Here is a 20,620-nt window from a genome sequence, read left to right as displayed (position 1 = left end):
GTGCATTGTTATAATGAATGAGACTTGAAAACCGTATATAGGAGACTTGCATATGATGTGGCTTCAGAAGTTGAACCAAGTGTTGGGGAGAATCATGCCGCTTTTGACTCCGTCAAGTGTGGCGGCGGGTGTGCTGTTATCTCAGCATATCAGCTGGATGGCCGGCGCTGTGCCGTGGATATTTGCATTTATTACATTTACGGGCAGTCTGAGTGCCAATTTTCAATCGCTGAAGCGCAGTATCGAGAAGCCGCTCCCGATGATCATGGCATTGTTTGTTCTGCATATTTTCATGCCTGTTTTTGCATGGGGAAGCGGCCATCTGATTTTCAGCGGTGACCCTTTAACTGTGACGGGGCTGATTATGGGTGTGGTGATTCCAACCGGAATTACGAGTTTGATTTGGGCTGCGATGTATAAGGGAAATGTCGGATTGACGCTGTCTATTATCCTGGTTGATACCGTCCTTTCTCCTTTTATCGTACCGTTAAGCCTGTCTGTCCTGGCCGGGGCGAATGTTCAGATGGATGTGTGGGGAATGATGAAAGGGCTGGCGGAGATGGTGGTGATTCCATCCATCGCAGGGATGATAGTCAACCAGTTTTCCCCGCCGGTAAGGACTCAGGCGATAAGCCGGTCGCTGTCTCCTTTTTCAAAAATCTGTCTGATGATTGTCATTGCCATTAACAGTTCGGAAATCGCGCCGTATGTCACGCACGTGGATATCAAATTTGCGGGCATCGCAGGCATGGTATTTTTTATTGCCATGACGGGTTATGCCGTGGCATGGCTGATCGGAAGACTGATGAAGCGGAGCCAGGATGAAATCGTGTCTCTGATTTATACGGGGGGCATGCGCAATATCAGCGCCGGAGCCGTTCTCGCCGTGTCTTTCTTTCCGTCTCAAGTGGCGGTTCCGGTCGTCATCGGGATGCTCTTTCAGCAAATTCTTGCCGCTTTGTTCGGCTATTTACTGAAACGCTTTGAACTTAAGCCGGTCGTGATGAAGTATGAAAAAAACCGCTCAGCTACGTGAGCGGTTTTTTCCGTACAGCCAGCTTAGTGCTGCATTGAATTGTCGTTTGAATGCTTCTTGATGGTGCACGGTGCCTTTTTCAACAGTGAAAGAGAGCTGAGATTGAGAAAAGCCTTTTTGCCTCAGGCTTTCATGCACGTCTTTATTTTGTCGGATCATGGTGTTTTGGATGTTGTTTTTATGCTCAGCTTCGCGGCTGCCGACAGACATATAGATACGCTGCCGTGCCGGACGCAAAGATGCGGAGCGGACATACTCTGCTGATTTTTCATACCAGAAGGAACCGGAAATACAGCCGATTCTGCCGAATATTTCAGGCTTCTGTAACATCGCGTACACCGAAAACAGTCCGCCTAATGACGCGCCGATCAGGCCTCTCGTTTCCGGATGTGCAGAAATGTGATGCATATCTTCAACAGTGGGGATGATGACATTTGTCAGCTCCTCGAGAAAGAGCCTCCCTTTGCCGCCGAAATCATGAAACGCAGTGCTCAGGGAAGGCGCGGGCCACGGCGTGTACTCATCGAGCCTGTCAGCCGGTTTGATGCCGATGAAAATCAATTCGGGAAGTGTTCCGTTCGCAAATTGGGATTCAAGCTTATCCATCTGTTCTAAAAACAAAGAACCCCCGTCCAGTACGTATACACAGGGTAAAGCCCCTGTTTGAACCGAACAGGAGGGAGGAAGATACACAGTGCATTCCTTTCCGTTTATCCGGTGTTCTGTAAGGATGCCTCTCATGCATCCAGCCCCTTCTTTTGCTTAAACAGAAGAAAAAAGAAATAAGGAACGCCGAGAATCGCAAGAATAATTCCCGCCGGCACTTCTGAAGGCTGAAAGAACAATTTGCCCGCAAAGTCGGCGGATATGACGAGGAGCATACCGACCAATCCGCTGACCGGTAATGAGTATCTGTGCTCAATCCCGGCGAGCCTGCGGGAAATATGGGGCGCGATCAGTCCGACAAATGCCATGCTGCCCGCTGCGGTTACACATGCGCTGATCAAAGCGATGCAGGCAATGAGTAAAATTGTTTTTTCTTTATTGGTTGAAACACCGAGGCTTTTCACCGTGTCCTCATCGAAACGAATGGTATCCAGCAATGACGTTTTCGCCATAAGAAGAGGAATGAACAAGATCAGCCACGGAAGGATCGCCGTAATGGTCATCCAGTTTGCCGACCAGATGCTGCCGTTTTTCCAAACCATCGCCATCTCATAATCCTGCGGGTCCATTTTTAATGAAAGAAATAAAGACAGCGCGCTGAATCCGGAATTCATGGCGATCCCGACGAGAATAATTCTGCCCGATTCAAGATGCCCCCGGTGCCAGGCGAAAATATAGATCAGCACGGCCGCCATCAATCCTCCGATGAGGCCGAAGACAGGCATACCCATCGCAGAGGCAAGTGCCGTCGCTTCAGATTGTCCCTGAAACAGAAGCATAAACGTGACGATTCCGGCTCCGGCTCCTGCATTAATGCCCAAAATACCGGGATCGGCAAGACCGTTTTTGGTAATGGCCTGAATAACGGCTCCGGCTATCCCCAACCCGAGTCCGATGGCAGCAGCCATGACAATGCGCGGCAGCCTCAGCTGAAACAGCAAAATGTCATATTGCGGATTCGGATGGATGCGGAAAAGCGTACTGAGCAGTTCACCCGGCTTTGCGGAAAAAGAACCGCTTGTCATGCTGAAATAGCTTACGAGCAATATGAGAGCAATCAGAATGATATAAATTCCGGCCATTTTACGCACCACGCTGATCCCCTCCTTTTCTTTTAATCAAATAAAGAAAGAAAGGAACACCGATGATAGAAGTGACAACTTCAATAGGCGTCTCAAACGGATAATTGATGAATCGGCTGGCAAGATCGCAAAGGGTCAGGAAGACGCCGCCGATGATGCACGCGCATGGGATCAGCCTGCTGTAGTCCGATCCGACGAGAAAACGTGTGATGTGCGGAACGACCAAACCGACAAAGGCAATTTTTCCGGCGAGTGCCACCGAGCTTCCTGTCAATATGACAACGGCCGCCATCGCCATGAGTTTGATGGTTCTTTTCTGCTGTCCCAGACTTTTTGAAATGTCGTCTCCTAATGATACGGCAGTGACCTTTTTGCTGAGAATCATGGCCGTGATGATTCCGATTGCAAAAAACGGGACGGCCAGTTTCAAAAAATCAGGGTTCATTTGATGCAGTCTCGCACTGTACCAAAAACTGAGATCCTGCGAAATTTGAAAATAAATCGAAAGCGCAGCCGACAGACTGCTGAGAAGCATACTGGTCACCGTTCCGATAATGGCAAGCTGCACCGGGGTAAAACCGCCGGGAAGAATGGAGGCCAGCCCGAAAACAAGAGCGGCGCCGAATGCGGAACCGATAAACGAGTATATGATCATTTCAATGGATGTCGATTGAGGGAGCAATACCATGCAAAGGGTGATGATAAAAGCGGAGCCGTCCGACACACCCATGATCGAAGGCGAGGCCAGATAGTTCCGTGTGATTCCCTGCATGAGCGCTCCGGAAACAGCAAGGGCGGCGCCGATAAACATAGCGCCGGCAGCCCTCGGGATTCTTGAATGCCATATGATCTGATGGTCGGTATTCTCCGGATTAAAGTGCAGCAATGCGGAGAACACGGTATGGAAGTCAAGCTGCTTTGCGCCGTATAAAACGGAAAGCAGCAGTGACAGAACAATGGCAATCGGTGAAGCAATGATAATAATGTGTGTCCGCCGTTTTGCATACATGTGAAAAACCTACTCTTTATTAGTCTTGAGTCAATTTGTCAGCCGCAACCTGTAAGAAGCGGATTTTACTCCATGCGGTTCCGCCTTGGGCTAATGGATCAATCGTATTGACGTATACATGGTCTTTTTTGACTGCCTTCAGGCTCTTCCAGATCGGATTTTTCTCTAAGTCTTTCAAAGCGTCCGGCTTATCTGCGTTTTCGTCATCAGAGAATTGTACAAAGATGTGGTCAGGGTTCATTTCGCTTAATTTTTCAAGAGAAATCAGTTCCTGCGCTTTCGCCGCTTTGACTTCGTCCGGCGCCTTCAGGCCTAAATCACCGTAAAGCGTGGAGTTGAAATATACTTGTTCAGGATAAATATAAATATTGCCTTGTCTGATTCTGATGACCAGCGCGTTTGACTGTTTCGCTTTGCTGTTGATCTTTGTTTTTGTCTTTTTCAGATCCTGTTCGTAATCTGCGATGATTTTTTTCGCTTTTTTCTCTTTATCTGTAAGCTGGGCGAGCAGCATCATGTTTTCTTTCCAGTTTGATGAGATATGAGAGACAGGGATCGTTTCAGCGGTGCCGCTCAATTTTTTCAACGTTTTTTCCGGGAATTTGGTTGATGCCAGAATGACGTCTGGCTGCAGCTCAAGAATTTTTTCCATATTCGGCTGCATTTTTTCTCCCGTTGATACGGATTTATCTGTAATATCTTTAAACAGTTCCGGGAATTTGCCGGAGAAAGAAATTGCTCCTGCCGGATGAACGTCAAGCAATTTGGCGTCTTCCATTGATTCTACGCTGCCTGTAATGGCGATTTTGTCAGTCGGCGCTTTGACTTCATATGTTTTTCCGAGATATTCGATTTTCTTTTTATCTGAAGAAGCGTCCTTTCCTTTACTTGCTGTATCGGATGTTTCTGAGCTTCCGCAAGCCGCGGCCGTGAAAGCCAAAAGCAAAATCATGAAAGCGAATGCCAATTTCTTCATCTATTGTTCCTCCTGTTCAATTGATAACTATTATCAATTGGAATTATAGAGAAGGAACAGGGATAAGACCATGGATAATTTCCGGTATTACCATGGACGATCTTCGGATAAAATGGAAATGCTTTGCTCGATCATCCGCTGATGTCCGCTTGGAGAATATTCAATCCACGGGTCAGATGATATGGGAAACACGCGTTTATTGCTGACGGCTCTAAGGTTCTGCCATGTCCCGGTCTGCTGAATCCGCTGAAAATAACGAAGCGTTTCCGGTTCTTTACAAGTGAAAAGCATGATGCAGTCAGCCTGGCAATCCGCCAGCATTTCCAAGGAAATCTTTTCGTCAGGAGCAAAAGTTTCCGGTTTTGCGGAGGCAAAGCCTAAATCACCGAAGAAGACATCCTCAATACTGTTGTTATGGGCGATGTACATATTTTCTTTATATACACGGATAAATAAGAACCGCTGATGCCGCACGTGTTTAAGAGCATCTTTCGCTGAATGGGCGAGACTTTGATAAGCTTTAAGCCAGTGCCGCGCTTCCTGCTCTTCATTCAAATATGCGGCTGTGCGAAGAAACTGGTCTCTCCAATTCTCTTGAGCCGGAAGGTAAAAAACTTCAGTGATGTCATTCAGGCGCTGTTTTTCTTCTTCACTGACAGAATCAAGACTGAAAATGATGTCCGGGGCAGCTTGGGAAAGCGTGTGCAAGTTCTCTTCCCAATTTGCATTATAGCGGTAAGCACTCAGGTGAACCGGAATATCAGAAGAGAATTGTTTGTAATAATAGGCCGTCCATTTCGGGTGCAGCGCTGCAGCGTAAGGCACGTGATGCAGAGGAATCAGATGCCCCATCGTTTCTTTTCCGTAAGCGGCCATTTTTGTGCGCCTTTTTTTCATATAGCTTGTAGGTGAGCTGCCGGTATGTTTTTTAAAGATGCGGCTGAAATAAAATTCGTCCTGGTAGCCGATTTGATGAGCGATTTCCCGCAGTTTGCAGTTTGCCTTGGCCATCAGTTTTTTCGCATTGGTTATGCGGATGTCTGTGATATATTCAGTTACGCTCTGCCCGTATAGTTTTTTAAAGGTTTCACTATAATGCTTGGGACTGATTCCCGCCATATGAGCGAGCTGGGTGAGCGTGATTTTTGTGTCGGACTGAGCATGTATGAATTGTTTTGTCTGTTCGATCGCCGCTTTCGTATTATTTTGATGGCATACTTTTGCGGCATAAAGGTCGTACATCAGCTGCTGAAAGTCGGCTGTATATTTCATTTTCTGCAATGCATCCGCCGATCGCACGTTTTCAGAAAGTGACTGAAGCCGGCTTGTCAAATGATCCACCGTTTGTAAATTCATTTGCTGAAGTCCGTGGAAGATGTCTTCCCCATTATCCGGAAGCATCGCTTCATCATCTGATGAATAGGAGAAAACACGGAGTCTGACGATATACAAATGGATGCCGCCTGACGATATAGGGGCAATATTGAATGTCTCATCACAAGGACAGATGTAGAGCGTTTCCTTCTGCAGCGGAAAGCTGTCTGTTCCGATATCAATTTGTCCCTCGCCTTTCACATGAAAGATCAATACGGGGGAATCAGTGAGCTGATGCTCTGACAGAAGGTCGGCTGTTTTTTTTACGGAGATGATATCAATGGGCTGAAAGAATAATGTGTTTTTCATGAGAAACCACCTTTTAGGAAACATTCATTTAAATGATAACTGTTATCATTTAAATTGTACCAAATAAATGAATGTTTTCCTATAAAAAGCGGAAATGTGAAATGCGTCAAAATGTTACACGTGTAACACGAATGTTGTCAGTATATGAGGTATTGTTTTCTTAGAGTTTTGAATTGGTTCAGCCGGCGTTGATATGTGCTGGTGATGTCTTCAATGGAAGCGCCTTTTTCTATTTTTTTGCGTACCCAGCCGTTACCGATCAGCTTGTCAAAAGAGCCTGTCGGCAAGAAGGAAAAGTCATTTGGATATAAGTCATGCATGGTTTTCAGAATGGAAAGCCCTGTTTTTGCCGCTTCAAATGTGTTTCTGTTTGTTACGTAGACTTGAACGCCGTGGCACAGCTTGCCCTGGTGCTTGGAGAAGCTGGGGATAAATGATGCGGCTCTGAAGGCGACGCCCGGAAGCTTGAGACTGTTCAGGCGTTCTTCGAGCTTGGTGCTTTTCATATAAGGCGCGCCGATAAGTTCAAACGGCTTTGTCGTGCCCCTTCCTTCGGATACGTTTGTGCCTTCGATTAGTCCTGTCGCCGAATATGCGAATATGCTGTCCGGGGTCGGGATATTAGGCGAAGGGAGGACGAACGGCAGACCGGTATCTTCAATCGTCATCGTCCGCTTCCAGCGCTTCATTTTTACGACGGTGAGGTCGGCGCCAATATGAAACTCTTTATTGAATAAAAGAGCAAGCTCACCGATCGTCATGCCGTGCTTCAGCGGGATCGGATACAGTCCGACAAATGAAGCGTAATCCGGTTCAAGAACCGGGCCGTCCGGATTTCGTCCGCCTTGCGGATTCGGCCGGTCTAAGACATAAAAAGGAATGCCTTTTTCTTTGGCCGCTTCCATGGCATAGGCCATTGTATAAATGTAGGTGTAGTATCGTGTTCCGACATCCTGAATATCGAAAATCAGCACATCTGTATCTTTCAGCATGTCAGGCGTCGGTTTCCTCGTTTCCCCGTACAGGCTGTAGACGGGAAGCCCTGTTTTTTCGTCTATATAGGATGTGACTTTGTCTCCGGCCTGGGCATCGCCGCGGACACCGTGCTCCGGTCCGAATAATGCCGTTAAATGGATGTCTGGTGCCTCATACAGCACGTCAACGCTGCTTTTCAATGAATTGTTCACACCGGTCGGGTTGGTGATCAGCCCGACCCTTTTTCCCTTCAGTTCCTGTTTATAATCTTTCAGCAGGCGGTCGATGCCTGTTTGGATGCTTGGTTTCTTGGCGGTATGAAGGTTTCTGTCAGAAGCCGCCGAGACTGCCGTCATAGCACTGATGACGACTAATCCGGCAAGAAGCGCAGCCGTTTGTGTTTTCATGATCTGTCCTCCTGTTTAAAGCGGTTTTCCGGTCTTCAGATTGATACCGAAACCATAAGGATAGAGTGTCGTTCCCGGATGAGTGACGGAAGGAATGTCAGCGGGCAGCCTGCCTTGCGGTTTTGTCTGTCCGAATATCGCTTCAACGCCTGCCGGAATGTTTGGCTGGAGAAATTGTCCGTCTGTATATCCTTTAAAGCCGTAGACTGCGATAAGGGCTTCAGCTTCTTCAAAGTTCGCGGCGTCGTAAGGATTACGCAGGCTCATCAGCACAAAGGGTTTTTTGTTCGATTGTGCGGCTTTCATGACGGCCCGCGGAAATGCAGTCGTCCACTTGCCGGGATCTGTGACGGAATCGTCAATGACACCGTCGTTTACGACAGGATCATTTTTCACGACATATGAGCCTGTAATCACGTAATCCGCGTCGGATACCAGCTTTTTGTGCTCATCATGAAATGTGCGCTCGGCGAAGTTCATTTTACTGATGGTTACCGGCCGGATTTTTTTCTTCTTGATGAGCTGCCGAATGGTTTGTTCCATTGACGCTGTTTGATCTTCATAAGGAGCGGCAATGAGAACGCAGCTGTTCTTTTTCGGTTTGAATGGGAGCGTGCGGTTTTTGTTTTGTATGACGGTGACGGATCTTTCCGCGATTTGTTTTTCAGCTTTCAGGTGATTTTTGCTGCCGACGGTTTTCTTTGCTTTTGCAATCTTCTTTTTCAGATTTGTCTCTTTCGGTGCGGGATATATCCCTCGTTTTATTTTCAGGGAAATGATGCGTTCCGCTGATTTGTTAATTTGCTGCAGCGGAATTTCCCCTTTTTGTACCGCCTTTTTTAAAGCGGAATGAACCCGGGCAAAGCGGTTTTCCGTTTGCAGCGATGTCACTTGGGCCGGCATAAGGGCAATATCGACTCCTGCTTTTATTGCCATGACGACCGCCTCTTCCTGGCCGAAATGATCGGCAATGGCTTTCATATTTAATGCATCCGTAACGATGACGCCGTTAAATCTCATTTCCTCACGGAGAAGGTGAGTCATCACTTTTTTCGAGAGTGTGGCGGGTACGAGAATGTCTGAACCGTCCAGCTTGCTTTTATAGGTTGTATCGTCAAAAGCGGGAAATTGCACATGGGCTGTCATGATCATATCAGCTCCGGCCTGAATGGCCTTCCGGAACGGATAAAGTTCAATCTGACGCAGTCTTTCTTGATTGTGGGTGACAAGCGGAAGGCCGTAGTGGCTGTCGACATCCGTGTCACCGTGTCCCGGGAAATGTTTGACGGCGGCAGCGACATCCTGCTTTTGCTGAGCCTTCATTGAGGCAAGGCCGAGTGAAGCTGTCAGATCACGGTCTGAACTGAACGACCTGACGCCGATGACAGGGTTTCCGGGATTATTATTGATATCGAGAACGGGAGCGAAATTCGTATTAATGCCCAGTGCTTTCAGTTCTTTGCCGATAATGGCGCCGGTCTGGGACGCGTAGGCTGTTTTTCTCGCGGCTCCGAGCGCCATATTGCCTGGGAAATGAGTGCCCTCACCAAGTCTGGTTACGATGCCGCCCTCCTGATCAATGCTTAATAATAGCGGAATGTCAGGGCTCGCCTTTTGAAAGGCATTTGTCAGGCGAACCGTTTGCTCAGTGTTTTTTACATTTTCTGCAAATAAGATAACGCCGCCGAACCGGTACTTTTGAATAAGCCCTGCGACTTCGTCATTCATTTGGGTAAGAGCCTCAGGTGATGACTGCCCCTTTTTTTGCCAATTTCGAAAATCAGGCATGAGCATCTGCCCTAATTTTTCATCTAATGTCATACGGGATACCGCTTGTTCCGCCTGTGACGGAATGTCCGGTTTTGTCGATGCATGATGCGTGCCGAAAACAATGAACAACAGTAATACAGCTGAGATGACAAGTTTCATGATGGTGCCCTCCTGCCGTCATAGTTTGGACCAAAGACATGGGTTGTCATTCAATGGCTTCATAAATCGTTTTTATGACGCTGCCGTAGCTTCCGGTGGGGAAAAGATCCCCTTCAAAAACATTCGGGTTTTCACCGGGACTGACGACGGGGGAATGCTTTTTATTGGTCAAAAGTGCGATCCCCAGCTTATAAGCGGGATCAATAATCGTGATGGTGCCGGTCCATCCTGTATGGCCATATGCCTGCCTGCTTGCATAAGGGCCGAACATCCACTCCATATCCGGGCTGCCGTTTTTCCGCCAGCCGAGAGCGAAAGTCGGATCAGAGGATGCCGCCGTTGTGAACAAATCGGCCGTTCTTTTATTGAAGAGAGAAACGTGTTTATAACTGCCTCCGTTCAGCATGACTTGAAGAAGGACGGCTATGTCATCAGCTCTGGAAAACAGCCCGGCGTGACCGGACACCCCTCCCATGGAGTAAAATGCTTTTTCATCGTGAACTTCCCCCTGCAGCGTATACGTCCTGATGTGAGGGAAATGGATGACTCCGTCACGTGTGTTGCCTAAACGTTCAGTAGCTGCGAATGCTTTTTCTTTAAAGCCTTTTTGCAGCGGATTGAACAGTGTGTGCGTCAGTTTCAGCGGTTTGTACAGTTCTTGTTCCGCATAGGCATCAAGGGTTTTTCCGGTTATGCTTTCAATGATGCAGCCGAGAAGCATGTAACCGATATCGCTGTATACGTGTTTTGTTCCCGGTTTGTATTCAAGCGGGATTTGGGTGAGAAAACGGATCGTTTTCTCACGTTCTTGTGAATACAAAGGGCCTGCGGTGTCCGGCTGATAGAAATAAAAGCTTGCCGGCAGACCGGATTGATGCTGGAGCACATCGATGACGCGAATGCGGTCTTTTTCTTGAATCGGATCGCTTTTTCCGTCTTTGAAATCAGGAAGGTAAGCCGAGACTTTTTGATACACATCAAGCTTTCCCTGGCTGACGAGTCGCTGTAGTGCAAAATTGGCCGCGTACATTTTTGTATTGGAAGCTAAATCAAACATGGTTGATGTTTTCATTTTTTTCGGACGGGATAAAAGGGTAGTCCCGTCATATTTTTTGCTGTAGCCGTATGCTTTCTTTTTGATCACCCGTCCGTCCTTTACGACGACGAGGACGGCTCCGGGGAATCCTGCTGCGATGTCTTTTTCAATCATTTGATCAACCTTTCTGAGCTTTGCTGTGTCGTATAATTTGGATTGGGCTTCGGCTTTGTGCTGCGGCAGGAAGGAGAGGCTGATGACCATTGTGAGTATGGCGGCTGTCAGTGTTTTCATATTCTGATCCCTCCCGGTTTATTCAAATTCAGCAGCCATATCATCCTTAAATCCGAACGCATAAGTGAAGACAAAGCCCGCCCCGTAAGAGATGAAGAGACCGATGATATACAAAACGATTTGAGCCGGCTGTACGAGAAACGAGAGCGGAAGGCCGGAGACACCGATTGAAAAAGTAGCCACCTGAAAATGGGCTTGAAAGGCGCCGCCGATTCCCGCCCCTAAACACGCCGTCAAAAACGGCCGGCCGAGCGGGAGCGTGACGCCGAAGATGAGCGGCTCTCCGATTCCGAGCAGACCGGATGGAAGTCCGCCGCCGATCGCTCTTTTCAATGAGGCTTTTTTGGTTTTCATAAAAATGGCGAAGGCCGCCCCTACTTGACCCGCGCCTCCCATCGCGAGAATCGGAAGAAGCGGGTCATCTCCGATTGATCGGATTAATTCCAAATGTACGGGAGTCAAGCCCTGATGCAGGCCGGTGACGACAAGCGGCAGGAAGGCGGCTCCCAGCACAAACCCTGAGAGCACTCCCCCGACATTCAGCAGCGACAATAAACCAGATGTAATCAGATCAGAAATAAAACCGCCTGCAGGGATAAAAACGACATATGTTACCAGCCCGGTGATAAGTAAAGACAATGTAGGCGTGACGATAATGTCGATGGATTGATGGACGTACTTTCTGATAAACCGTTCGGTATAAGCGATAAAAACCGCAGCGAAAAGAACGCCGATTAATCCTCCCCTGCCAGGGAGCAGATTCTCTCCGAACAAACTGATATTGGCGATTTCAGGGTTAAGGATCAATATACCCGCAAGGCCGCCCATCGCGGGAGTCCCGCCGAATTCCTTCGCCGCATTGATGCCGACAAGGACGCCGAGGTATGCGAATAAGCCTGAACCGATAACCGTTAAAATAAGTGCGATTTGGGATTCTTTCGGGAGCCAGCCGGCCTGAATGACGACTTTCGTAATACCGGTAATTAAACCTGATGCAATGAGTGCGGGAATAAGGGGAATGAAGATGCTTGATATTTTTCTCAGAAACAGTTTGATGGGTGTGGTGTTTTTTCTGTTGAGATCGGCTTTTTTTCGTGAGGCGGCTTCTTTTAAATCAATGTTTTTTCCGGATGACATAAGTTTTGCGAAAGCGTCGGCGACATGATTGACGACACCCGTGCCAAGGATGATCTGCAGTGTTTCGGCTTCGACGACGCCTATGACCCCGTCAAGCTGTTTCAGCGCTTCAATATCCGTTTTGTCCTGATCTAAAGGCGTAATCCTCAGGCGTGTCATACAGTGGGTAAAGCCTGAAATATTCGATGAACCGCCGCAATTGTCCAGGATATCTTTGGCCAGTGACTGATAAAATGCCTCTTTGCTCATGGAGATCCTCCTTTTTCCGTACGATTTTTCCCGGGGAGCTGTGCCTGAAACGCGTCCTAAAAGCGCCTGCGCCGATCATGAAAACGGCGCGGGCTCGTAAAAGCACATTATGTTTCACCAAAGAACGATCAGCGTTCTTTTTCTTTTGAAAGGTGCTGTTCAATGGCTTTATCAATGAAGCCGTCTGATTCTTTGAGCAGTGCCTTCGCGTGTGTTTCGTCCGAATTCGTCTTCAGCATGACGATTGCCGTTTTGACATGGCTGCCTGCGGCCTCAAGCGTTTCTTTTGCCTTGTCGTACGGAACGCCCGTGATGCTTTGGATAATGCCGATTGCGCGTTCTTTCAATTTTTCGTTGCTGACATGAACGTCCACCATTAAATTTTCGTACACTTTGCCGCTTTTGATCATCACGGCCGTGGAAATCATGTTCAGAATCATTTTATGTGCCGTCGCCGCTTTCATTCGTGTTGACCCTGTAATCACTTCGGGGCCGACGACGACTTCAATGCTGTGATCGGCATAAGTGCTGATCAATGAGTCCTTATTGCATGTGAGTGCGACGGTTTTGGCGCCGATTGTTTTTGCGTATTTCAGCGCACCGGCCGCATACGGCGTGCGCCCGCTTGCCGCGATGGCGATCACGGTGTCTTCTGCGGTAAGCCCGATTGTTTTGAGATCGAGAGCGCCGGTTTCCTCGCTGTCTTCTATACCTTCAGCCGCTTGCAAAAAGGCGTCTGCTCCTCCGGCCATCAGACCGATGACGGAGTCGGGACTTACGCTGTATGTAGGCGGGCATTCAACCGCATCCAGTACACCGAGTCTGCCGCTTGTGCCCGCTCCCGCATAAATCAGCCTGCCGTTTCGCCGTAAGGACTGATGGGCGAATTGAACGGCAATCTGAATATCGGGCAGCACCTGCTGAACGGCTTCAGCCACTTTGAAATCCTCTTGGTTAATGATGCGGAGAATTTCCATCGTGTCTGCTTGATGGATTGAAGCGGTCTGCGGATTTCTGGTTTCTGTGGTCAATCTGTGAATGTTAAGCCGGTCTGTCATGATTGTACCCTCCCAAGTCGTTAATACTTGAAGTATATGGGCTTCTGAATATATGTTTCAAGAAAAATCGGCAGGAATGAGATAAGTAATCAAGCGCTTTCACAAAAAATGATGCAGAATGTGCTGTTCGCCGATGGGGCCGATCGTGCGACGGCCTTTATCAATAAAACCGGAAGACCGGTACAGGTTCTTTGCACGATGATTGCGATGGTTTACAGCAAGCACGATTTCATCACACCAAGGAAAGTAATTTGCGACAAAAGCGGGGAGCTGCAGCATCGCTTGTTTGGCATAACCTTTTCCCTGATGCGGCGCATGTAAGGACAGCGCACTCAGCAAAATGGCAGACACATTGTTCGAATACGGGGCAATGGTTTCTTTTGAGGTATGTAAAATGAAAAAACCGACGGGGCGGTCTTCTTTTAAAATGACTGTCGGGTAGCGATCCCGGATGACGAGAGCATGCGGCAGGACATCTATCGGCAGAGCTGTGAACTTTTTATCTTCTTCACTCAGCACAAACCCGTTCAGCCCGTCTGCATGCTCCGGTTTATAAAAGGACAGGGCCACATCCATGATATCTACTCTCCTTTTTTATAATTGATCCAATTCGTCTTCTGATAGAACACGGCAGCCTGCCCGTTTTAAAAGAGCGGAAGTGATGCCGTCTCCGATTATTTTTTTTCCTGAGAAAGTGCCGTCATAGATAAAGCTGCTGCCGCAGGACGGACTGTTTTCTTTAAGGATGACCGTTGCGGCGCCTATTTCTTTTGCGTATGCTAACGTTTTTTCCGCGCCGTCCATATATAAAGCCGTAACGTCTTCGCCTGATGCCGTTACGATTCTTGCTGTTCCGTTCAGCACGTCTTCGCCCGTACCGCCGATGATTTCCGCCGGTTCGCGGGGAGTGGTGAAGCCGCCCAAAAGTTCGGGGCAGACCATAACAGCTTTCTTTTCTTCTACGAGTCTGCGGATTTTTTCCGAAGCGGCGTGAGAGCCGTTATACCTGCATTCGATACCGCCGAGACAAGAGCTGACTAAGATCATCTGTGTCCATTCCCTTCAATATTTTGATACTTTCATCATAAATGAAATAAGAGAGGAGGGATGAGTTTTTCAGTTAAAAAACGAGTAAAAAAGTTTGAAAATAAAAAAAATAATTTTTCTCTTTACAAATGGGGTACAACCTGTATATAATAACTTTTGTCAGCTCGACGCGGACACAACGGCCCGTTGGTCAAGCGGTTAAGACACCGCCCTTTCACGGCGGTAACACGGGTTCGAATCCCGTACGGGTCATATGGAGGATTAGCTCAGCTGGGAGAGCATCTGCCTTACAAGCAGAGGGTCGGCGGTTCGAGCCCGTCATCCTCCACCATATTTGCCGGCCTAGCTCAATTGGTAGAGCAACTGACTTGTAATCAGTAGGTTGGGGGTTCAAGTCCTCTGGCCGGCACTGTTTTACAAAAAAATACGGAGGGGTAGCGAAGTGGCTAAACGCGGCGGACTGTAAATCCGCTCCCTCAGGGTTCGGCAGTTCGAATCTGCCCCCCTCCACCATTTTTGGGCTATAGCCAAGCGGTAAGGCAACGGACTTTGACTCCGTCATGCGTTGGTTCGAATCCAGCTAGCCCAGTCTCAGACACCTTTTGCATAAAGGTGTCTTTTTTTTATCAGCATTTTGCTTCAATTTCTGATTGTTCATCAGATATACTATTTTTAAGCTGCTGTTAAGGCAGTATATTCTGTATTTTTCATCTACACCCTGCCTGAAATTTGGTAAAATAAATGTAATAAAAAAATGAAACCTTTTAAAACAAACAACGTATAGATACAGACCGGTGAAGGGCAGAGGTAAGATAAAACATGGAAAACCTGATTAAAAAAAGAATCAAGCAAGTCAAAAAAGGCGATCAAAATGCGTTTGCAGAAATCGTTGACCTTTATAAAGATAAGATTTACCAGCTTTGCTACCGCATGCTCGGCAATGTTCACGAGGCGGAAGATATTGCGCAGGAAGCTTTTATCAGAGCGTATGTCAATATCGACAGTTTCGATATCAACAGAAAGTTCTCAACGTGGCTTTACAGAATTGCGACCAACCTGACCATTGACCGAATCCGCAAGAAAAAGCCTGATTACTATCTGGACGCAGAAGTAGCGGGAGCAGAAGGGCTGACGATGTATTCGCAGATCGCCGCGGACGGGGTTCTCCCTGAAGACGCCGTATTGTCATTGGAGCTGTCGGACACAATTCAGAAAAAGATTTTAAAGCTGCCTGACAAGTACAGAACGGTTATTGTATTAAAGTATATTGACGAACTCTCTTTAATTGAAATCGGGGAGATTCTGAATATCCCTGTCGGCACCGTCAAGACAAGGATACACAGAGGCAGAGAGGCTCTTAGAAAACAATTGAGGGATCTTTAAGTGGGGTGATGAAATGAGCTGTCCTGAACAGATTGTGCAGCTTATGCATAAGCATCTTGATGGAGATATCCTTCCTGAAGATGAAAACGTATTAAAACAACATTTGCAGTCATGCGGGAATTGCAAACGGCATTTTCATGAAATGGAGAAATCCGTAGCACTCGTCCGAAGCACATCGCATGTCACGGCCCCTGCTGATTTTACTGCCAAAGTTATGGCGAATCTTCCAAAAGAGAAAAAACGCGCTTCTGTAAAACGATGGATCAAAACTCATCCGATGATTGCAGCCGCAGCGGTTTTTGTGATTTTAATGGGCGGCGGTTTTTTCAACAGCTGGCATAATGACCACAATTTCAGTGTGTCCAAACAGCCGAACCTTGTCGTGCAGAATCACACGGTCACCGTCCCTGAAGGCGAGACTGTAAAGGGCGATGTCACAGTAAAAAACGGCAAGCTGTTCATTGAAGGAAAAGTCGACGGCAATGTGACCGTCGTCAACGGAGAAAAATACATGGCCTCAGCCGGACAAGTCACCGGGCAGATTGAAGAGATTAACCAATTGTTTGACTGGGTCTGGTACGAACTGAAATCGGCGGGCCAGGGCGTCGTGAGCGCTTTGGACCCGAATGAAGATGAGTAAAGCGTATAATCGCTTTACTCTTTTTTTTGTGCATCGCCGCGCTGGCTCATTTCACTTGAGAAATCAAAATGTGGTATAATGAGCACGCTATATGATGTACATATTGCTCATGCAGCACAATTCATAACAGAAAAACGAAATGACTGAATTCTTGGAGGACGAGGAAATGGCTTTTGAGGACATCCCATTTTTGCAATACCTCGGCAATGCCGTTGATATTCTCCTTGTTTGGTATGTGATATATAAATTAATCATGGTCATACGCGGGACGAAGGCGGTTCAGCTTTTAAAAGGAATCGTCGTCATCGTATTGGTCCGGATGGCCAGTTCATATTTGGGACTCAGCACGCTTCAGTGGCTGATGGACCAAGCGATAACATGGGGATTTTTAGCGATCATCATTATATTCCAGCCTGAGCTGAGACGGGCGCTTGAACAGCTCGGACGGGGCCGGTTCTTTTCCAGGAGCGGAACCCCCGTGGAGGAAGCGCAGCATAAGACAATTGAAGCGATTACAAAATCGATCAGCTACATGGCAAAACGCCGCATCGGCGCACTCATCGCGATTGAGCGCGATACGGGAATGGGTGATTATATTGAGACGGGCATCCCGCTTAATGCGCAGGTCAGCTCGGAGCTTTTGATTAATATCTTCATCCCGAATACACCGCTGCATGATGGAGCGGTCATTATGAAAAATAACGAGATTGCGGCGGCTGCCTGTTATCTGCCGCTTTCTGAAAGCCCGTTTATTTCAAAGGAGCTGGGGACGCGTCACAGAGCGGCTGTCGGCATCAGTGAAGTGACGGACAGCTTAACCATTATTGTATCTGAAGAGACGGGCGCCATCAGTGTGGCCAAAAACGGAGACCTTCACAGAGAATTGACGGAAGAAGCACTGAAAGAAATGCTTGAAGCCGAGTTTAAGAAGAACGCCAGAGATACTTCTTCTAACCGCTGGTACTGGAGGGGCAAGAAAAATGGATAAATTCTTAAACAACCGCTGGGCTGTAAAGATCATTGCATTGCTCTTTGCGCTGCTGCTTTACGTTGCGGTTAACAACAACCAGGCGCCGACTCCGAAAAAGCCGGGGGAATCCTTTTTTCCGACATCAACGACTGACGAGGCTACGCTTACTGATATTCCTGTAAAAGCATACTATGATGAAGCGAACTATGTTGTCACCGGCGTGCCCCAGACCGTAAATGTCACGATTAAAGGCTCGACAAGCGCGGTGAAAAAGGCGAGACAGACGAAGAATTTTGAGATATACGCCGATATGAATAAGCTGAAGACCGGGACTCATAAGGTCGAATTGAAGGCGAAAAACGTATCGGACGGACTGACGGTCTCCATTAACCCGTCAGTCACGACGGTTACGATTCAGGAAAAAACGGCTGAGAGTTTTCCCGTGGAAGTTGAATACTACAATAAAAGCAAAATGAAAAAGGGATACACCCCTCAGCAGCCGATTATCAGCCCGAAAAACGTGCAGATTACAGGTTCGAAAAATGTGATTGATAACATTTCACTTGTCAAAGCATCCGTGAACCTTGAAAATGCAAATGAGACCATTGAAAAGGAAGTGAAAGTGACCGTCTATGACAAAGACGGCAACGCACTTCCTGTTGATGTTGAACCGTCAGTCATTAAAGTGACGGTTCCCGTAGCCAGTCCGAGCAAAAAGCTTCCTTTCAAAATCGAAAGGAAGGGAAGTCTTCCGGACGGGGTGAGCGTTGCGAGCATTGACTCGAATCCGAGTGAGGTGACGGTTTACGGCCCGCAGGATGTGCTGGATTCACTTGAATTTATTGACGGCGTATCTCTTGATTTAGGCAAAATTGATAAAGATACCGATATCAATGCCGATATCCCGCTTCCTAAGGGTGTCACTAAGGTATCACCGGAAAAAATCACGCTTCATGTTAAAGTGGACAGTGAAGACAAAAAGGATTTTGACAATGTCGGAATCAAGACGGTCGGACTGGGAGGCTCACAGCAGATTGAGTTTCTCGATCTTGAATCGCAGGCGATAAATATTACGGCCAAAGGCTCTCCCGCCAACATTAAGGCGCTGAAAAAGTCGGACATTGAACTGTATGCCAATGTCTCGGACTTGGATGACGGAGAGCACTCTGTAAAGCTTGAAGTAAACGGCCCGCAAAACGTCACATGGTCCCTGTCAAAAGACACGGTTAAGATTAAGCTGACTTCTAAGAAAAACACAAGTTCAAATAAAAATAACGGCGGTTCCGCTGATTCCGGCAATAAGAACGGCACAAGCGGAGACGCAGACAAAGACAAGAACAAGAACCGGGAAGACGACACTGACAGCGATCAGAATAAAAGTCAAAACCAGGATCAAAATCAAGACCAGGATGAAGACGGATCAAGCGCTGATTCTTCTTCAACAGAATGAAAAAGGAGCGATACAAAATGGGCAAGTATTTTGGAACAGATGGTGTAAGAGGTGTTGCCAACAGCGAGCTTACGCCAGAGCTGGCCTTTAAAGTTGGGCGTTTTGGCGGTTATGTCCTGACCAAAGATAAGCAGCGCCCGAAAGTGCTGATCGGCCGTGATACACGTATCTCCGGACATATGCTGGAGGGAGCCCTTGTCGCCGGACTTTTATCGATCGGAGCTGAAGTGATGCGCCTCGGCGTTATTTCTACGCCGGGGGTATCCTATTTAACGAAAGCCATGGATGCTGAGGCGGGCGTCATGATCTCCGCTTCTCACAACCCCGTACAGGATAACGGAATTAAATTTTTCGGAGGGGACGGCTTTAAGCTTTCTGATGAGCAGGAGGCCGAGATTGAACGTCTCATGGATGAACCGGAAGATAAGCTGCCGAGACCGACAGGCGCGGACCTCGGGCTTGTAAACGATTATTTTGAAGGCGTTCAAAAGTATCTGCAATTTTTAAAGCAGACGGCGGACGAAGATTTCACAGGCATTCATGTAGCGCTTGACTGCGCCCATGGTGCGACCTCTTCTATTGCGACGCACCTTTTTGCCGATCTCGATGCTGACGTATCTACAATGGGGACGTCTCCGAACGGATTGAACATTAATGATGGCGTCGGTTCTACACACCCGGAAGCGCTGAGTGCTTTCGTCAAAGAAAAAAACGCCGATATCGGCCTTGCGTTTGACGGCGACGGCGACCGCCTCATTGCCGTTGATGAAAAAGGAAACATCGTCGACGGTGATCAGATTATGTACATATGCGCGAAGTATTTGAAATCAGAAGGCCGTCTGAAGGATGATACCGTCGTATCGACCGTGATGAGCAACCTCGGTTTCTACAAAGCGCTTGAAAAAGAAGAAATCAAAAGCGTTCAAACGGCAGTCGGCGACCGCTATGTCGTAGAAGCGATGAAAAAAGACGGCTATAATGTCGGCGGCGAGCAGTCGGGGCACCTTATTTTCCTTGATTACAACACTACCGGCGACGGTCTTTTGTCCGCGATCATGCTTGTGAATACGCTGAAGGCGTCCGGCAAAACCCTTTCAGAACTTGCGGATGAAATGAAAAAATTCCCGCAACTCTTAGTGAATGTGAAAGTGACGGATAAATATAAGGTAGAAGAAAACGCTAAGGTGAAGGCCGTTATTTCTGAAGTGGAAAAAGAAATGAACGGAGACGGCCGGATTTTAGTGCGCCCGTCAGGCACCGAACCGCTCGTCCGCGTGATGGCCGAAGCGAGAACAAAAGAGCTTTGTGACGAATATGTCACAAAAATCGTGGATGTCGTGCGGACAGAAATGGGAGCGGAGTAGCGAAGTTTATAAACAGAGAGCGAACAAGACAAGTGCGATCAGCATAATATGATAGTAAACATGATGCCGGGGCGGCAAAAAATAATTGACCGTCCTTGGCACATGCTGTAAAATCAAGCTTGTTCAGCCTTTGTTTTTCACTTGCAGGAAAGGCGGGATTGTTTGCATCTTTTATAATTACAGCGCCCGAACTAAGCGCCCGAAAAACGGCTTAGTTGACGAGGATGGA

At 47.7% G+C, this 20,620-nt stretch carries 18 protein-coding genes and 5 tRNA genes; 11 read left to right on the top strand and 12 right to left on the bottom strand.

The annotated features are described in order from the left end of the window. Positions 1-94: 94 nt before the first annotated feature. A complete protein-coding gene (locus ACWHAR_RS16935; protein ID WP_087920786.1) occupies positions 95-1,036 on the top strand; it encodes a bile acid:sodium symporter family protein in 942 nt (313 codons plus the stop codon). On the opposite strand, the gene ACWHAR_RS16930 is transcribed toward ACWHAR_RS16935, so the two are convergent. The 12 genes from ACWHAR_RS16930 to ACWHAR_RS16875 all read right to left on the bottom strand — a co-directional run bounded on the left by ACWHAR_RS16930 (position 1,025) and on the right by ACWHAR_RS16875 (position 14,584). After that, entirely contained in the window at positions 1,025-1,777 is a 753-nt protein-coding gene (locus ACWHAR_RS16930; protein ID WP_032872628.1) for an alpha/beta hydrolase, read from the bottom strand. The genes ACWHAR_RS16935 and ACWHAR_RS16930 overlap by 12 nt on opposite strands. Then, a complete protein-coding gene (gene feuC, locus ACWHAR_RS16925) occupies positions 1,774-2,784 on the bottom strand; it encodes an iron ABC transporter permease FeuC (RefSeq protein ID WP_032872817.1) in 1,011 nt (336 codons plus the stop codon). The genes ACWHAR_RS16930 and feuC overlap by 4 nt, the downstream gene beginning before the upstream one ends. A gap of 1 nt (position 2,785) precedes the next feature. After that, positions 2,786-3,793, bottom strand: coding sequence for a FecCD family ABC transporter permease (locus ACWHAR_RS16920; protein WP_007609051.1), 1,008 nt, complete (start codon positions 3,791-3,793; stop codon positions 2,786-2,788). A gap of 19 nt (positions 3,794-3,812) precedes the next feature. Then, positions 3,813-4,769, bottom strand: coding sequence for an ABC transporter substrate-binding protein (locus ACWHAR_RS16915; protein ID WP_032872630.1), 957 nt, complete (start codon positions 4,767-4,769; stop codon positions 3,813-3,815). Positions 4,770-4,856: 87 nt separating this feature from the next. Then, entirely contained in the window at positions 4,857-6,452 is a 1,596-nt protein-coding gene (gene btr, locus ACWHAR_RS16910; protein ID WP_032872632.1) for a bacillibactin transport transcriptional regulator Btr, read from the bottom strand. A 137-nt stretch (positions 6,453-6,589) separates the two neighbouring features. After that, positions 6,590-7,834, bottom strand: coding sequence for an exo-beta-N-acetylmuramidase NamZ family protein (locus ACWHAR_RS16905; protein WP_032872634.1), 1,245 nt, complete (start codon positions 7,832-7,834; stop codon positions 6,590-6,592). A 15-nt stretch (positions 7,835-7,849) separates the two neighbouring features. Continuing rightward, complete coding sequence (locus ACWHAR_RS16900) at positions 7,850-9,763, bottom strand: glycoside hydrolase family 3 protein (RefSeq protein WP_032872637.1); 1,914 nt, start codon at positions 9,761-9,763, stop codon at positions 7,850-7,852. Between the two features lie 46 nt (positions 9,764-9,809). Then, positions 9,810-11,093, bottom strand: a complete 1,284-nt coding sequence (gene pbp4b, locus ACWHAR_RS16895; protein WP_032872639.1) for a penicillin binding protein PBP4B — start codon at positions 11,091-11,093, stop codon at positions 9,810-9,812. Between the two features lie 18 nt (positions 11,094-11,111). After that, positions 11,112-12,479, bottom strand: coding sequence for a PTS transporter subunit EIIC (locus tag ACWHAR_RS16890; RefSeq protein WP_032872641.1), 1,368 nt, complete (start codon positions 12,477-12,479; stop codon positions 11,112-11,114). A 128-nt stretch (positions 12,480-12,607) separates the two neighbouring features. Next, complete coding sequence (murQ, locus tag ACWHAR_RS16885) at positions 12,608-13,537, bottom strand: N-acetylmuramic acid 6-phosphate etherase (RefSeq protein ID WP_032872642.1); 930 nt, start codon at positions 13,535-13,537, stop codon at positions 12,608-12,610. A gap of 99 nt (positions 13,538-13,636) precedes the next feature. Further along, on the bottom strand, positions 13,637-14,113 hold the full coding sequence (locus ACWHAR_RS16880; protein WP_032872644.1) for a GNAT family N-acetyltransferase: 477 nt from the start codon (positions 14,111-14,113) through the stop codon (positions 13,637-13,639). Between the two features lie 18 nt (positions 14,114-14,131). Then, positions 14,132-14,584 (bottom strand): DUF523 domain-containing protein, encoded by a 453-nt coding sequence (locus ACWHAR_RS16875; RefSeq protein WP_007408014.1) that lies wholly within the window; start codon positions 14,582-14,584, stop codon positions 14,132-14,134. A 180-nt stretch (positions 14,585-14,764) separates the two neighbouring features. Between ACWHAR_RS16875 and ACWHAR_RS16870 the strand changes: the two genes are divergently transcribed. The 10 genes from ACWHAR_RS16870 (at position 14,765) to glmM (ending at position 20,391) form a co-directional block, all read left to right on the top strand. Further along, positions 14,765-14,836, top strand: a tRNA-Glu gene (locus tag ACWHAR_RS16870). Positions 14,837-14,839: 3 nt separating this feature from the next. Continuing rightward, positions 14,840-14,915, top strand: a tRNA-Val gene (locus tag ACWHAR_RS16865). Positions 14,916-14,920: 5 nt separating this feature from the next. Then, positions 14,921-14,993 (top strand) — tRNA-Thr (locus ACWHAR_RS16860). 19 nt (positions 14,994-15,012) lie between these two features. Then, positions 15,013-15,097: transfer RNA gene (locus ACWHAR_RS16855), tRNA-Tyr, on the top strand. Between the two features lie 4 nt (positions 15,098-15,101). After that, positions 15,102-15,173: transfer RNA gene (locus ACWHAR_RS16850), tRNA-Gln, on the top strand. Positions 15,174-15,403: 230 nt separating this feature from the next. Beyond that, on the top strand, positions 15,404-15,967 hold the full coding sequence (gene sigW / locus ACWHAR_RS16845) for an RNA polymerase sigma factor SigW (protein ID WP_003156766.1): 564 nt from the start codon (positions 15,404-15,406) through the stop codon (positions 15,965-15,967). A 13-nt stretch (positions 15,968-15,980) separates the two neighbouring features. Continuing rightward, positions 15,981-16,607 (top strand): anti-sigma-W factor RsiW, encoded by a 627-nt coding sequence (gene rsiW / locus ACWHAR_RS16840; RefSeq protein WP_003156765.1) that lies wholly within the window; start codon positions 15,981-15,983, stop codon positions 16,605-16,607. A gap of 166 nt (positions 16,608-16,773) precedes the next feature. Beyond that, entirely contained in the window at positions 16,774-17,595 is an 822-nt protein-coding gene (cdaA, locus tag ACWHAR_RS16835; protein ID WP_003156763.1) for a diadenylate cyclase CdaA, read from the top strand. Beyond that, entirely contained in the window at positions 17,588-19,027 is a 1,440-nt protein-coding gene (locus ACWHAR_RS16830; RefSeq protein WP_032872646.1) for a CdaR family protein, read from the top strand. The genes cdaA and ACWHAR_RS16830 overlap by 8 nt, the downstream gene beginning before the upstream one ends. Positions 19,028-19,044: 17 nt before the next feature. Further along, positions 19,045-20,391: a phosphoglucosamine mutase gene (gene glmM, locus ACWHAR_RS16825; RefSeq protein WP_007408011.1), complete on the top strand. Its 1,347-nt coding sequence runs from the start codon at positions 19,045-19,047 to the stop codon at positions 20,389-20,391. Positions 20,392-20,620 lie beyond the last annotated feature (229 nt).

The sequence above is a fragment of the Bacillus sp. LR--39 genome (assembly GCF_053613335.1).
Note: the sequence above shows the minus strand (reverse complement) of the source record. Positions and strands in the feature narration are given on the sequence as shown.